This is a genomic window from Haloferula sargassicola (genome assembly GCF_040362925.1).
Taxonomy (GTDB): domain Bacteria; phylum Verrucomicrobiota; class Verrucomicrobiia; order Verrucomicrobiales; family Akkermansiaceae; genus Haloferula; species Haloferula sargassicola.
In genome coordinates, this window is the sequence record NZ_BAABRI010000011.1 from 161,107 (window position 1) to 176,650 (window position 15,544).

Genomic DNA, 15,544 nt, shown 5'->3' on the forward strand with positions numbered 1-15,544 from the left:
TTCCGGGGTTTCCACCGGACAGCGGAGCGCTAGGGTGCCCGGACATGCGCGCCCTTTCCGGATCCCTGCTTGTCGCCCTGCTTGTCGCCGGATGCGGGGAAAAGGAGGCATCGCCCGAGGTCGCGGCCGCTCCCGCCCCGCCGCAGCCGCTCGATCCCGCCGGGCTCGCCCGCTCCAGCGAGTGCACAGCTTGCCACCGCGGGGCCCACGACGCGTGGGCCGGCTCCCACCACGCGCTGGCCCACCGCGATACCGGCGAGGCGACCGACGCGGAGGCCTTCGCCGGCCAGAAGGTCGCTCACGGCCAGGCCAGCTGGACCTTTTCCGGCGGAGCCGAAAACCCGCACATCGAGTGGCAGGACCCGCGTGCCGGGGACGATGACGACCCGTCCGGCAAGCCGCCGATGGCGATCGGCCACACGCCCCTTGTTCAATACCTGCTGGCCACTCCGGACGCTCGCTACCAGGTGCCCGACATGGCCTGGGACCCGGCGGAAAAGGAGTGGTTCAGCATTTACGGCGACGAGGACCGCGCACCCGACGAATGGGGCAGCTGGACCCAGCGCGGCATGAACTGGAACTCGCAGTGCGCCTACTGTCACTTCACCGGCCTGCGGAAGCACTACGATGCGGACTCCGACGGCTACCACACCGCCTGGGTCGAGCAGGGCGTCGGCTGCGCCCAGTGCCACGGGGAAAAACCCCACGCCACGGATGCGAACGGCTGCCTGATCGATCGCAGCCGCCATTTCACCAAGCAGCAGTGGACGGAATCCTGCGCCACCTGCCACGCCCGCCGCGAGGAGTTCGACGAGGGCTTCGCCACCGGCCGCTCGTTTTACGACCATTACTCGCTGTCGCTGCCGGACCAGCCCGGGCTGTGGTTCGCCGATGGCCAGCAGCTCGATGAGATCTACAAGTTCACCTCTCTGATGCTCTCGCGCATGGGCCACAAGGGGATCGGCTGCACCGATTGCCACGACCCGCACGCGGCCGGGCCGAAATTCGGCGCGGACCTGGTGAAATCGAACACCCTCTGCATGAGCTGCCACGCCAGCGGGACCGAGGGCGCGGTGGTGATCGACGCCGCGACCCACAGCCATCACGCCGCGGGCACGCCGGGTGCCAGCTGCGTGGACTGCCACATGCCGAAGCGCCGCTACATGGGCCGCGATCCGCGCAGCGACCATCGATTTCCCCGCCCCGACCCGCTGCTGACCAAGGAGCTGGGCACGCCCAACGCCTGCAACGACTGCCACGCCGACCAAGGTCTCGACTGGCAGATCGAGAAAACCCGCGCTTGGTACGGCGAGGACATGAACGCCGTGGGCCGTGCCCGCACCCGCGCCATCCACGCCGCCACGCAGGGCCGACCGGGCGCGTTGGATGGGCTGCTGGAGGTGTTTTCCAGCGAGGAGATCGATGCCTGGCAGGGCACCCTGCTGCGCCTGATGGAGCCGTGGGCCACCGACAGCCGGGTGGTCCGCGCCGCCAATGTCTCGATCCACGAGGGCGGCCCGCTCGCCCGCTGTGCCGCCGCCCTGTTGATCGCCCGCCGCGGGGAAACGGGAGCTCCGCTGGAAAAAGCGCTCAACGACCCGCTCAAGGCCGTCCGCGTGGAAGCCGCGTGGGCGGCAATCGACCGCCTGCCGGCCGACCATCCGGCCGTCAAGGAGGTCGAGGCGATCGCCCGTCACCAATCCGACCAGCCCGCCGGGGCCATGAAGATGGCGCGCCTGGCGATGGTCCACAACCGTCCCGGGGAGGCCGAGGAGTGGATGAAAAAAGCCGCCGGATGGGACAAAACCTCGCCGGTGCCGCGCCGTGATCTGGCGGTTTTCCTCAGCGGCCAAGGGCGCAGCGAGGAGGCCTTGGAGTGGATGACCGAGGCCGCGCGGCGGGCACCGGAGAATGCCGAAATCCAGTATCTGTGCGGTCTCGCCCAGTTCGAGGCGGGCCGCCCGGAGGCGGCGGAGCAGCATTTCCTCCAGGCCACCCGCATCAACCCCCGCTACACCCGTGCCTGGTACAATCTCGGCCTGCTCTACGCCGGCCAGGACCAGCTCGATAAGGCGCTGCAGGCCTTGAGCACGGCGGAATCCAGCGATCCCTCCAGCCCCGATGCTCCCTACGCCCGGGCCACGCTGCTGCTGCGGCGCGGCCAGGCGGCCGAGGCCCGCGCCGCCGCCGGCGAGGCCCTCCGACGGGCGCCCGACCACACCCCGTCGGCCCAACTTTTGCGCCAACTGGACCCGCCATGAGCGGAAAGAGGTGAAAGGACCGCCCCGCAATTCCCGTTGCTATCGGCCCTCAGCATACCTAGCTTTTCGCCATGCAAGCACCGCTCGCCATTGGGCTGCCCCAAGGTCCGGAATGGATCATCATCTTCGTCGTCGTCCTTCTCCTCTTCGGAGCGAAGAAGATCCCGGAACTCGCCCGCGGCCTCGGCAAGAGCATGGGTGAGTTCAAGAAGGCCCGTGAGGAATTCGAGCGCGAAATCAACAGCGCCGAATCCGAAGTGACCCGCGCCGACGAAAAGAAGGTCAAGGAAGCCGCCGGCACCGAGCCGCGCGATGTCTGAGACCCGATCATCATGAACTTCCTGCCCCTGCGCATGGTCGCCCCGATTGGTTTCGGGGCGTTTTTCTTGGCCCTCGCCTCCTGCAAGGATCAGGAAAAAAACGCCTGGCCCGGGCCGACGGTCGAGGAAAAGGCCGCCGAAGCCGCACCCGCCGCCACCCCACCGGCCGAGGCAACCCAGCCCGCCCCGGTGGCGGAAGCTCCGGCAGCCCCTCCGGCCGCGGAGGAGGCCGATCCGGAACTCGTCCGCTTCATCGCCTACAATTTGGAGAACTGGCTTTCCATGGACCGCTATGTCGATGGCCAATCGACCCAGGATGCGCCCAAGCCGGAGAAGGAAAAGGAAGCCGCCGTCACCCTCATCGCCCGCCACCGGCCGGACATCCTCGGCGTGTGTGAGATCGGCCAGAAGTCCGACCTCCAGGACCTCCAGGCCCGCCTCGCCAAGGCCGGCCTCGATCTGCCGAACCTCTACCACACCGGCGGTGCCGACGACACCCGTCACCTCGGCCTGCTGACCCGCTTTCCCATCGCCAGCACCACGCCCCACACCGACCTCGAATACTCGCTGGAGGGCCGCAAGTTCATCATGGGCCGCGGGGTTCTGGATGCCGTGGTGGAAACCCCGAACGGCCCGGTTCACTTCTTCGGCGCCCACCTGAAGTCAAAGCGGGAAATCCCGGAAGCCGACCAGGAGGAAATGCGCCGCGCCGAGGCTCGGCTGCTGCGCGAGCAGGTCGATCACGTCCTCGAGGCGGATCCGGAAACACCGCTGATCGTTTACGGCGATATGAACGAGACCCGCGGCAACTCCGCCGTGCGCATCCTGCAGGGGCCGCGCAACGGTCCGATGTCCCTCGGCATGGCCTATCTCCGCGACTCGGTCGGCACCACCTGGACGCACTTCTGGTCGTATCAGGACGTCTACTCGCGCTTCGACTACGTGCTTTTCAGCCACCCGATGACATCGCGCTTCGAATGGGACCACTGCAAGGTCCTCGACGATCCGGAAGTCGGCGATGCCAGCGACCACCGGCCGCTCTACGTCGAGTTCCGCTGAGCCACGGGCTCAGTCCAGCTTGATGCGGTAAAACGCCTTGTCGTCGCCCGAATCGAAGTCGATCTGAAGGTTGCCGTCCTCGTCGAGGGTGACCATTGAGGCCTCCAGCGGGAAGTCCGCGAAGGTGGCGAGGTCCGACGACTGCTGGAAGTCGAGCAGCATGGAAAACTTGCCCGTTTCCGAGTCGCGCGCCAGCACCGGTGCGGCCAGGTCCAGGCCGCCGACATCGGTCTCGAAATAGATGCCCACCTCGGCCATCGCCTCGCGCAGCGTCGCGGCTTGGGACGTCTGGTCGCTTTCGTAGTCGAAGCCGAGGTCGCGCAAAACGTATTCCAGCCAGTCGTTGAAGCCATCGCCATCCGTATCCTCCTCGGACGAAAGCGCGGTGCCGCCGAGGCTGACGGTGAAGGGCGAGTTCAGGACATCCTCGGCGGAAATGGTGACCGTGGCCGACTTGTCGCCGGAGGTGGTCGGAGCAAAGGGCACGGTGACGGTGGTGGTCCCGCCGCTCACCAGCGAGGTCGGCACTCCTTCCGGCGATGAAAACCCGGAAGTGCCGGTGCTCACGGTGACCGCCAGCCCGTTGATCGGCAGCGAGCCCTCGTTGCGGACCACGAACTTGATGCTGCCGGAGTTTCCGACCTTGGTCGGCACGCTTTCCAGCACGCTTTCGCCGCTGATCAGCCCGGCACCTTCGGAATCCTCCACCGTCAGATCAAGCGCGCCGGTGAGGAAATAGCTGGCGTTTCCACCCGCCTCGATCCGCTGCACCGGTGAGTCGATGGCCGCCGGGATCTCGGTCTGGCCATCGCTGTCCGAGCCCCAGGCAACCACCGAACCGTCGTCCTTGAGTGCCAGCAGGTGCTTTTCCCCGGAGGCGATCGCGGACACTCCGCTGAGCGCCGCTTCCGGCACATCACGCTGGCCGGCGTCATTGCGGCCCCACACCAGCACCGAGCCATCCGCCTTCAAGGCGGCGGTGTGCTCGCCCCCGGCAGCGATCGCGACCACGTCCTCCAGCGCGGCGGCGGGCACCGCCGCCTGGCCGTAGATGTTCCACCCCCAGGCAATGACCTTTCCCTCCGCGGTGAGGGCCACCGAATGATTCGAGCCCGCGGCGATCGCCGTCACCCCGGTCTGCGCCGCGGCCGGGACGATCGTCTGGCCGTAGCGGGAGTAGCCCCACGCCACCACCTTTCGGCCCACGAGGGCCAGGCTGTGGAAATCTCCGGCCGCCACCGCGCTGGCGCTGCCGAGATCGGTCGGCACGCTGGTTTGGAGGGAGGCATTCAGGCCGAAGGCCGTCACCACGCCATCGGTCCCGAGCAGAAGGGTGTGGTTCATCCCCACCGCGGCACGGGAAATGCCCGTGGTGGCAGCGTCCGGAAGGGTGGTCTTGCCGTGGGCGTCGTTGCCCCAGGCGAAGGGCACGCCGCCGGGAGTCAGGGCCACGGCGTGATCCGCCCCCAGAGCCAGCCGGTTGGAGGCGGAGAGCTGCGTTTCCAGATCCGCAGGGATCGGCGCGTAGTCCGCCCCGGAGTGGTACCAGTCCACCGCGGCCGCGGTTTCCATGAAAATCCCCACCATGAGGGCGGCCACCGGCCAGGCCCGTTTTCCGACAACCTTCATCATCCTGCGTCAGCTCAGTGCTTCCAAGTTCATGCGTCGAGCGCGAATCCCGCCTCACCCCACCCATTCCAGCATTCTTGCGGAAAGTGGCTTCAGCGCCGGCAGCCGCAGGTCGCCATGCGACTCGCTGGTGCCCTCCCACGCCCGTGCCAGGCGCTCGATCCAGCGGGTGCGGCCGGCCGGAATACCGGCCCATTGCAGGGCCTCGGCGGGGAAATGAACGAGCGGGTTCTTCATCGTTTCGGTGGGGTGGAAATTGGCCACCACCAGAAACACCTGCCGCGCCACCGGGTCGCGGCGGAAGTAGGCGTAGAGCCAGTGCCCGCTGCAGGTCTCCCCCTCCATCCGGCCGAACTGGTCGTTGTCCTTGTTGGCGTGGTTCAGGCCATGGAAATCGCCCCGCGTGAAGGCCGGCTCGTGGATCACCGACAGCAGTTTCGCATACCACCCTCGCAACGCCTTTTGCTCGGTGGAGAGGCCGCCGCCGTCGAACTTGCCGCCGTTCACCCATTTTTGAAACTCGGGCATCGCCCCGTAGTCGAAGATCGAGGTCCGCGCGTTGTCGCCGCAGAAACCCTCCGCGCCGATCGCCGGCTCGCCCACCTCCTGGCCGTGATAGATCATCACCGGCCCGCGGCCCATGCCGAGCAGCGTGGCGCACACCGGCTTGCCGACCTCCATGCCCAGCCCGCCCCATTCTTTCGGCGAGGCCAGCCGCACTTCGTCGTGGTTTTCCGCGTAGCGCAGCGAGTGATGGAAGCGCGTGCCGGGGAAAATCAGCGAGTCGAGGTCGTTGGCCCACTTGTAGCCCTCGAAGTCGTCGTAGAGCCCCATCGCCAGGTCGTAGGCCGGATCGTCGTAAACCGCGTCGAAGCCGGCCTCGATCAGCGCGTCGAGCACGTTGCCGTCGGTCAGCTTGGTCGGGTCGTTGTCGTAGGCTTCGCCGAAAACGTAGAGGTCGGGATCGCGCTCGCGGGCCCGCCGCAGCATCCAGCGCCAGAATTCCATCGGCACGATGTGCGCCATGTCCACGCGGAAGCCGCCGACGCCCAGCTCCTGCCACCAGGCGAAGGCCTCGTCCATTTTCCGCCAGGTGTCCGGCACCTCCGCGGGTTCCGCATCCGGGCCCGGCAGGTGGCTGGTATCGCGGCCGGTGGTGAAATCATGGCCGTAGTTCAGTTTCACCGTCTCATACCAATCATAGACCGAGGGGTGGAAGGTGATCGCGTTGTTGCCGGTCACGCGGACGTGTTCGTCCTCCGGTTCGAAGCGACCGCTGCAGCCCGGCATTTCCGCGGTCGGCAGGCGCAGCGGCGGGCCGCCCTCGGCCATGCCGGGCTGGACGTAGAAGAAATTGTTGTCGCGGTGGAAAAACACCGACGGATCGTCGCCCGCGCCGAAGCTCAGCTCCGGGCGGCCGCTGGAGGCGTAGCTGCGCGCCACGTGGTTGGGCACGAAGTCGATGACCACCCGCAGGCCGTGCTTGTGGCAACGTTCGAGCAGCTCGCGGAATTCCTCGACGCGGCGCTGCGGATCCTCGGCGTAGTCCGGGCAGACATCGAAGTAGTCGGTGATCGCATACGGGCTGCCGGCCTTGCCCTTGAGGATGTCCGGCGGGTCGGCCGGGCGGCCGGGATAGGCGGTGGCGCTGGCCTGCTCCGGCACCCCGGTGAGCCACAGGTGGGTCGCGCCGAACTTGCGGATCTCGGCCAGCGAACGGTCGTTGAAATCGGAAAACCTGCCGCAGCCGTTTTCCGCGAGCGTGCCGTTCGGCTTGCGCGTTTCATTGGTGTTTCCAAACAGCCGCGGCAGCGCCTGATAGATCACCGGGCGGACCTGGGTAGAGCGAGATGTGGAATCCATTCGGGTGCTACTCTCCAAGCTGGGCGGCTGGCTGGCAAATGCCGATCTCGGGCGGAATCGTTCCCTCCCCGCCGCGTCATGGATTTCCATTGCCGCCCCTTTTCCGCGGGCTAGCCTGATGCGCTGCATGGCTGGAAAACCCACCCTCCTCGCCGCACTCGCCCTGGCCGCCTCCGTGGTGCCCGGCACCGCGGACGAGCCGCTCCGCATCGGCATCGCCGGCATGTCCCACGGCCACGTCGCGGGCCTGCTCGCCGCCGCCCGCGATCGCGCGGACCTCCAGATCGTCGGCGTCTGGGAAACGGACGCCCGGCTTTTCGACCGGCTGGCCGACGCCTACGGGCTCGATGCCTCGCTGCGGCACGATGAGCTCGGCGAAATGCTCGATGCCTGCAAGCCCGAGGCCGTCAGCGGCATGGGCTCGATCCGCTCGCACCGCAAGGTCGTCGAGGCCTGCGCGCCGCGCCGGATCCCGGTGCTGCTGGAAAAGCCGCTCGCCTTCTCGATCGAGGACGCCGACCGCTGCGTCGAGCTCTCCGAGCAATACGGCACGCCCATCCTCACCAACTACGAGACCAGCTGGTATGCCTCCGTTCACGAAGCGGAGCGGATCGCCCGCAGCGGCGAGTATGGGGACATCATCCGCATGGTGTTCCGGCACGGCCACCGCGGCCCGTGGGAGATCGGCTGCAGCAGCGAGTTCCTCCGCTGGCTGACCGATCCCAAGGAAAACGGCGGCGGCGCGGTGATCGACTTCGGCTGCTACGGTGCGGTGATCGCCACCCGCCTGATGGACGGCCAAAAGCCCGAGTCCGTCCAGGCCGTCCGCCGCCAGATTAAGACCGGCATTTACCCGGACGTCGATGACGACGCGACCATCCTGCTCGCCTACCCGCACACCACGGCCGTGATCGAGGCCTCGTGGAACTGGCCGCACGACCTCAAGGAAATGGACATCTACCTCTCCGGCGCCTCGCTCCACGCCGGAAAGTGGGACGCGCTGAGCCTGCGCAAGTCCGGCGAGGCCGAGGCCACGCCGCTCGCCCCCCCGCCGGTGCGGCCCTTCGGCGATGAGTGGAGCTACCTGAAGGCGGTCGCCCACGACGGCGCGGAGATCGAGCCGCTGTCCTCGCTGCCGGTCAACCACACCGTGGTGTGGATCCTCGACCAGGCGCGCAAGGTGCCGATGAAATAGCCTGCCCGCGGCGTCCGCCCTTGGCGATTTGGGGCCGCCGGGAAATCAGCGCCCCGTTTCCCGCACCATCGCGGCCAGGGTTTCGGTGAAATCCGTGGCATCGGCGAGCTGGTCGATGCCGAGATGCATGCGGTAGCGCCAGTAGTAGGGCATGATCGCCGGCACGTTGATGCGCTCCGCGTCCGGGTCCGGATGGCGCAGCGTTTCATCCATCGCCAGCAGGTCCTGGATCGGGAAAATCGCCCACATCGCCGGGGACTCGAGATGCTGGCGGATGATCCGGCCCGCCATCTCCCCGGTCAGCTCCTCCGCGGGAAAATCCTCGCCCAGATGATGGTGAGCGAACCTCGCGGTGGCCCCCCGGTCTTCCTGCCACCATGCGCGGAGCGTGGACATGTCGTGGGTGGATGGGCTCACCACGCTCATGTACGGCGCATGCCGTGGATCGAAGAACTCGACCTGCGGCGACTTCGGCATGCGCTGGATCTCCAGTGACAGGATGCCGAGCTCTCCCAGCACCCCCGGCACGCAGGCCGGCACCATCCCGAGGTCCTCGCCGCACAGCAGCATCCGGCTCGCCCGCCGCATCGCCGGCAGCTTCTCGAACCCGCGCGCCTGCCAGAAATCCTCCTGGCGGCGGTAGAAGTAATCGACGTAAAGCTCGTCGATCCGCCGCCGGTCCTCGCTTCCCAGCTCCTGAAACGAGCGGGTCGCATGCAGCCCGCAGCGGGGGTGGAACCGCGTCCCCCCCGACCCGGGAACCTCGAAAAACAGCACCTCGCTGGCGCAGTCGAGCAACGGCTCCAGCAACCCGCCGTGGTCGGGATCACCGGTCAGCCGGTCGATGATTTTCCGCTGGGTCGAGACCTCCTCGCGGAGCGAATACCAACCCTCTCCGCGATCGTCGAGATACCGCGCCTTCACCTCCGCGACCGCGTCGCCGAACCGATCCTGCAGCGAATGCTCGCGCAGGTAGGGGCGGCAGTAGCGCAGGAAATCGAAGTCGATCCCCCGGGCGTGGATTTCATCCATGGAGACCGGCTGCGCCGGGTCGAAGTGGCCCATGATGCCCTCGACCTGCTCCAGCGGCACCTGCCAGATGCGGAAGAACCCGAGAATGTGATCGATCCGGAACGCGTCGAAATACCGGCTGAGATGCGCGAAGCGCGACCGCCACCACGCGTAGCCGTCCTGCTGCATGACCTCCCAGTGATAAGTCGGAAAACCCCAGTTCTGGCCTTTCACCGCGAACGCATCCGGCGGGGCTCCGGCCTGCGCGTCCATCCTGAACAGGTGCGGCGCCGACCACGCGTCCACCGACTCGCGGTCGATCCCGATGGGCAGGTCACCCTTGAGCGCGACGCCGCACTCGCCCAGATGCCGCACCGCATCCACCAACTGGCGGTCGAGTTCATACTGCAGCCAGATGTGATACGACGCCTCCGGCCAGTCAGGGTGCTTCGGATCCACCACCGCCCGCACCCTGGCCCCGTCATATCCCGCCCACTCGCCCCAGCGGGAAAAGTCCGCCGTGCCGTGGCGATCGCGCTGGACGCAGAACACCGCATAGGGCACCAGCCAGTGGCCTTGGGTGGTGAGGAAATCACGGAATCCTCCGTCCTCGAGGATGGTCTCCCGGTGGGCGTCGAACACCCGGCGGGTGAGCCTCCATTTCGCCGCCATCACCGCCTCGTGGTCGATCGCGTCGCGCCCGTTGAGTTCCGCGCGGAGGGCTTCCAGCTCCTTTTGAAAGTCCTGCGGCATCGGGTGGCCCAGGTCGTCGATCCGCAGGTAGATCGGATGCAGGGCGAACACGCTGATCGCCGAGTAGGGGTAGGAATCGGTCCAGTCATGGGCGGAAGTCGTATCGTTGATCGGGAGGATCTGGATCAGCTTCATGCCCGCCCCGGCGGCCCAGTCGGCGAATGGCTTGAGATCCGCGAATTCGCCCACCCCGAGCCCCTTCGGCGAGCGCAGGGAAAACACCGGCACCGCCACGCCGGCGCCCCGCAGCAGCGCTTCGGGCCTCCGGCGGTAGGCCTCGTCGCTGACCGTGGTCCACCGCCGCCCGCCGGCCTCGTGCGGCGGAAGCACGCGGTTCTCCCCCTGCTCCAGGCTCACGCACCGGCCCGATCCGGGGTCGAACAGACCATACTTGTATTCGATGTACCAATCGGCGGGCAGGTAGAGATGGACGCACCACCGGTTCGGCGCGAACTCCACCAGCGGCACCGCCGCGCTGTGCCGCCAGTCCCCGATTTCCCGAACGCTGCCCAACAGACAAGGCACCATCCCGGCCGGAACCGCGGCCATGTGCAGCTGGAAGGTGTGGTTCGCCCCGCGCGGCAGCAGCGGCTTGCTGAAAGCGTCCCGGCTCCTTTGCGAGGCCGCGAAAGCATCGGTCTCGAAGGCATGATCGACCGTGCCGGCCGACGACCAGGTATCGAGCAGCAGTTGTCCATCCCACGCGGAAACCACCAACTCCTTCACCCTTGCGCTGCCCCACTCGTCGAGCGCCAGTCCGTTCCAGTCCTGGCGCAGTTGGTAGGAATACTCGATCCTGACCGCTTCCCCGCCGCTCAACTCCACCTCGGTTTCCCACTGCCGGTCGTTGAGCCAGCGCATCGGCACGACCTGGTCGATCCGCACCTCGCCGCCGCCGGCCAACATCGAGTATTTCAGCCAGAGCGACTGGCCGGGAGTGGTGTGGTAGTTCAGACGGAAGACGAGGTTCATGGTCGCCGGGGTGGTAGCACGGGATGGCCGCTCAGTCACCGAGTTCGAGAAGCAGGGCCGAGCACGGAGCCAGATCGGGCAGCGCGAGGCCGGGACCGTCCACTTCGGACAGGGTCGTCCGCGTGCTCCAGCCCGAATCGAGCCGGTCGGTGAATGACCACCGTTCCGCATCGGCGCGACCGAGGAAATCCCGGGCGTCGCGGGGGATTCGGACCTTCACCCCGTGCAGCGTCTCGCTGCCGTGGAAGTTCGCGATCACGAGAAACGACTGCCCTTTTCCCCTATCATGCCGGAGGAAGGCATACAGCCAGTGGCCGGAGGCGGTCTCGCCGCCGAGCCGTCCGAAGGCCGCGTTGTCGAGGTTGGCCGCATTGAGGCCGTGGAACCCGCCCGCGGTGAAAGCCGGGGCTTGGATGACGTGGACCAGCTCTCCATACCACGCCCGCAGCGCCTTCTGGTCGGCGCTGAGCCGGCCGCCATCAAAGCGCCCGCCGTTGACCCATTTCGCGAACTCGGGCATCGACCAGTAGTCGAAGATCGTCGTCCGCGCATCGTCGCCGCCGAAACCCTCCGCGCCGATCGCCGGCTCGCCGACCTCCTGGCCGCTGTAGAGCATCACCGGTCCGCGGCCCAGCGCGAACAGCACCGCGGTCACCGGCTTGCCGACCTTCATCCCGAGCCCGCCCCACTTTCCGGGGTTGGCCAGCCGGACCTCGTCGTGATTTTCCGCGTAGCGGAGCGAGTGATGGAACCGACGTCCGTCGCCAACGACCGCGTCCAGATCGTTCGCCCATTTGCCGGCCTCGTAGAGCGCCTCGAGCACGTCGTAGGACGGGTCGTCGTAAACCGCGTCGAAGCCGGCATCGAGCAGCGCGTCGAGGACCTGGCGTTCGGTCAGCTTCGCCGGATCCGAGTCGTAGGCTTCGGCACAGAAAAACACGCCCTCATCGCGGGCGCGACAGCGCTTGAGCGACCACTGCCAGAACTCCAGCGGCACCATGTGCGCCATGTCGCAGCGGAATCCGTCCACACCCAGGCCCTGCCAGTAGGCGAGGATCCCGTCCATCATCCGCCAGGTCCGCGGCACCCGTCCGGCTGGCGCGTCGCTTCCCGGCAGGTGGGAGGTGTCGCGGCCGCTGGTGAAATCGTGGCCGTAGTTCAGTTTCACCGTCTCATACCAGTCGCCGATCGAGGGCTTCCACGAGACCACGTTGTTTCCGGTCACGCGACCGAACCGGGCCTCCGGCGGAAAGCGCCCATCGCAGCCCGGGTTTCCCGCAGCGGGCAGCTCCAGCGGCGGCCCCTCGCCAGGCGGGAGATAGAAGAAGTTGTTGTCCTTTTCGAAAAACGCCGCGCGGTCGTCGCCCCGGCCGAACGATCGCTCCGGCCTCACGTCCGACCCATAGGAGCGGGCCACGTGGTTCGGGACGAAGTCGATGATGACCTTCAGCCCGCGCCGGTGGCAGCGCTCCAACAACGCCTTGAACTCCTCCATCCGCTCGGCGGGGATCATCGCGTAGTCCGGGCAGACATCGAAGTAATCACGGATCGCATACGGGCTGCCGGCGATGCCCTTGAGGATGTCGGGATCGTCCGCCGGGCGGCCGGGATAGGCGGTGCCGCTCGCCTGCTCGAGCACGCCCGTGAGCCACAGGTGCGTGAAACCCAGGTCCCTCAACGAGTCCAGCGCGGCGGGCGTCAGGTCCGCGAACTTCCCGCACCCGTTCTCCTCCAGAGTGCCGTGGATCTTCCGTGTCTCGTTGGTATTGCCGAAGGTTCGCACCATCAGCTGGTAGATCACCGGCCTTTCCGCCCCGCGGACCGAGGACAGGACCGCCAGGAAAACCAGCACTCCGGGAATGATCCGGGCCATCATGCCGGGGTTCCCGTTTCCGATTCGGTGCCCACCAGCAGCGTCGCCGCCGAGGCGACCGCCATCGCGATGCCACCCGCAAGCACCGCCTTCATCGCGTCGCCACCCAGCAGCGAGTCCACCAGCCTGCCCAGCGCGACGGCCGCCAGGATCTGCGGCAGCACGATGAAGAAATTGAAGACACCCATGTAGAAGCCCATCTTGTGGCCCGGGATCACGTTGGCCAACATCGCGTAGGGCATGGAAAGAATCGACGCCCAGGCGACGCCCACGCCGGTCATCGACAGCAGCAGCAGCGATGGCTGGCCGACCAGGCAAGCGGACACCAGCCCCAGCGCCCCGACCGCGAGGCAGATCAGGTGGATGCGCTTGGCGGGCAGGACCCGCGTCAGCGCCAGCAGGACGAAGGAAAACGCGAACGCCACCAGGTTGTAGGCGGAAAAACAGACCCCGCCCCAGGCCGTGCCTTCCTGATAGCGGCGGGCCGAGGCGAGCGCCTCATGGAGATCGCCGGCCGCTTCCGCCAGGCCCGGTGAGGCCGCGGAGGTCACGTCATGGTCCGCCATCGCCAAGGCGAAGCTCCGCACCATCGGGCTGTTCTTTTCCTGCTCGCTGGCCTCGCCGTCGCGGCCAGCGGAGCGACCGATCAGCGAGGCAAGCATCGCGGCGTCGATCCGCTCCCCCGGATCCGGGTCCGCCGGGCTCAGGCCGAACATTTGCAACACCGCGCCATCCCACGGCTTCTCCTGCCCGATGGCGGCCGCCGCGCTCGCGAGTTCGGCTTTTTTCGCCTCATACGACTTCGCCAGGGCCGCCGCGGGAGCCAGCCATCGGTCATCGTTTTCCAGCCGCTCACGCGCTGCCGCGTCATGGACCCCGAGCGGGCTGCCGCCGAAGACGCCCTTGCCGACCGCCGGCACGAAATAGATCCACATGCTGAACAGCGCCAGCCAGGTGAAAAACTGCACCACCGCGAGCTGCTTCATCGCCGTGGGCATGGAGCCGATCCCTTGGAAGATCTCGGCGAACGCATGCCCCAGCCCGGACTTCTCGCGTTTCATCCGCCCGAATGCCTCCATGTCCTCCGGCGGATACTCGCGGGTGGTGACCACCGTCACCAGCACCGCGGAAATGAAGACGCCGGCGCCGATGTAGAAGGCAAGCTTCACCGCCGGCGGCACCGGGCTGTCCACCGTCGCCTCCCGGCCCACGCCGAAGCCGTTGGTGAGGATGAAGGGCAAGGCCGAGGAAAGCACCGCGCCCAGGCCGATCAGCAGGCTCTGCATGGCGAACCCGCTCTTGCGCTGCTCCTTTGGCAGCATGTCGCCCACGAACGCCCGGAACGGCTCCATGCTGACGTTCACCGAGGCGTCCAGGATCCACAGCAACCCCGCCGCAACCCACAGCGACGGCGAGTTCGGCATCGCCAGCAAGGCCAGGCTCGCCAGCACCGCGCCCGCCAGGAAATACGGCCGCCGGCGCCCGAGCCCGGTCCAGGTACGATCACTGTAGTAGCCGATGACCGGCTGGATCAACAGTCCGGTCAGCGGTGCCGCCAGCCACAGGATCGGGATGTCCTTCTCGTCGGCCCCGAGGAACTGGTAGATCGACGACATGTTGGCCATCTGCAGCCCCCAGCCGAACTGGATGCCGAGGAAGCCGAACGACATGTTCCAAATCTGCCAGAAGGAGAGCCGTGGCTTGTCAGTCATGGGTGGGGCGGTGGGTGTTATTGTTAGGGAAATGGCATGCGGGAGCCGCCGGTTTACGCCAGCGCCGGGAAACAGAGCCCGGCCGCCTGATCGCCAGGGGCCGGGCCGGGTTCCACGCGGGGAATGGGGGGCGGGGAGATCATGGGTCACACACGCCGCCGGAGCATGGCCAACAGGCCCAGGCTGCCAAGGAGGACCACGCCGGGTTCGGGAACCGGCATCACCCCCATCTGGCGGTTCGCGAGGTCGATGAACAGCACCACCTGCTCGTCGGGCGACGTTGTGGAAAAGCTGAACGTGGCCGCGTTTCCACTCGATCCATCGGGACCCACCTGATGGGTCCAGCCCGTGCCATCGGTCGCCTTGAAGTCATAAGCTCCCGGCGCGCTGATGGTGGCCGTGTAGGTGTAGAGCCCGCCCCCGGCGTGGGTGGTGAGGAAAGACGGATCGGCGGGGTTCCAGTCCGAAGCTCCCCCCGCCTGGACCATGAAGCTGCCGACCACCTGCAGGGTGGCCATGTCGGAATTCACCCACACCTGGCTGCGTCCGACGTTGTTCGTGAGGTTGGAATCGACGGTGATGGAGAGCGTTCCCCCCGAACCTCCCCAGGCGAGGACGTTGTCCGGGGTGATCTCAGGATCCCCCCAGGCCGCCGGCGGCGTCCCTCCATCGTCGAGCACCTTGAACTCATAACTCGCTCCCGGCGTGAGCCCGGTGGCCGTCACGGTGTGGACACCGCCGCTCTCGCTCATGATCAGCGAGCTGGTGGCCGGATCCCAGTCGAGCGGGTCGCCCTGTTCGGTCTGGAGGGAGCCCGCCACGACCAGCGCGCCGTGGACGGACAAGGGGGCCAGCAGGGCGGCCCCGAGGATGATGGTTCGATTCATGGTCAGCGA

General features: G+C 67.3%; 9 protein-coding genes and 1 pseudogene. 4 read left to right on the top strand and 6 right to left on the bottom strand.

Translation table 11 applies throughout. From position 1 onward, the window contains the following. The first annotated feature begins 44 nt into the window (after positions 1-44). From ABXH26_RS11345 to ABXH26_RS11355, 3 genes are all read left to right on the top strand, one after another. The gene (locus ABXH26_RS11345; protein WP_353567186.1) at positions 45-2,261 is read left to right on the top strand and encodes an ammonia-forming cytochrome c nitrite reductase subunit c552; all 2,217 of its coding nucleotides are present in this window, start codon (positions 45-47) and stop codon (positions 2,259-2,261) included. A gap of 71 nt (positions 2,262-2,332) precedes the next feature. Beyond that, entirely contained in the window at positions 2,333-2,581 is a 249-nt protein-coding gene (locus ABXH26_RS11350) for a Sec-independent protein translocase subunit TatA/TatB (protein WP_353567187.1), read from the top strand. Between the two features lie 12 nt (positions 2,582-2,593). After that, a complete protein-coding gene (locus tag ABXH26_RS11355; protein WP_353567188.1) occupies positions 2,594-3,640 on the top strand; it encodes an endonuclease/exonuclease/phosphatase family protein in 1,047 nt (348 codons plus the stop codon). 9 nt (positions 3,641-3,649) lie between these two features. On the opposite strand, the gene ABXH26_RS11360 is transcribed toward ABXH26_RS11355, so the two are convergent. Both ABXH26_RS11360 and ABXH26_RS11365 read right to left on the bottom strand, forming a co-directional pair. Next, positions 3,650-5,272, bottom strand: a complete 1,623-nt coding sequence (locus tag ABXH26_RS11360) for a hypothetical protein (protein ID WP_353567189.1) — start codon at positions 5,270-5,272, stop codon at positions 3,650-3,652. A gap of 51 nt (positions 5,273-5,323) precedes the next feature. Next, on the bottom strand, positions 5,324-7,132 hold the full coding sequence (locus tag ABXH26_RS11365) for an alpha-amylase family glycosyl hydrolase (RefSeq protein WP_353567190.1): 1,809 nt from the start codon (positions 7,130-7,132) through the stop codon (positions 5,324-5,326). Positions 7,133-7,259: 127 nt separating this feature from the next. On the opposite strand from ABXH26_RS11365, the gene ABXH26_RS11370 reads away from it, so the two are divergent. Further along, complete coding sequence (locus ABXH26_RS11370; protein ID WP_353567191.1) at positions 7,260-8,327, top strand: Gfo/Idh/MocA family protein; 1,068 nt, start codon at positions 7,260-7,262, stop codon at positions 8,325-8,327. 45 nt (positions 8,328-8,372) lie between these two features. On the opposite strand, the gene ABXH26_RS11375 is transcribed toward ABXH26_RS11370, so the two are convergent. From ABXH26_RS11375 to ABXH26_RS11390, 4 genes and pseudogenes are all read right to left on the bottom strand, one after another. Next, complete coding sequence (locus ABXH26_RS11375) at positions 8,373-11,063, bottom strand: 4-alpha-glucanotransferase (protein ID WP_353567192.1); 2,691 nt, start codon at positions 11,061-11,063, stop codon at positions 8,373-8,375. 31 nt (positions 11,064-11,094) lie between these two features. Continuing rightward, complete coding sequence (locus ABXH26_RS11380) at positions 11,095-12,939, bottom strand: alpha-amylase family glycosyl hydrolase (RefSeq protein WP_353567193.1); 1,845 nt, start codon at positions 12,937-12,939, stop codon at positions 11,095-11,097. Positions 12,940-13,820: 881 nt separating this feature from the next. Then, positions 13,821-14,648, bottom strand: a pseudogene (locus tag ABXH26_RS20595) (MFS transporter); the annotation flags it as partial. Positions 14,649-14,794: 146 nt separating this feature from the next. After that, positions 14,795-15,535, bottom strand: a complete 741-nt coding sequence (locus ABXH26_RS11390) for a pullulanase X25 domain-containing protein (protein WP_353567195.1) — start codon at positions 15,533-15,535, stop codon at positions 14,795-14,797. Positions 15,536-15,544: the final 9 nt, after the last annotated feature.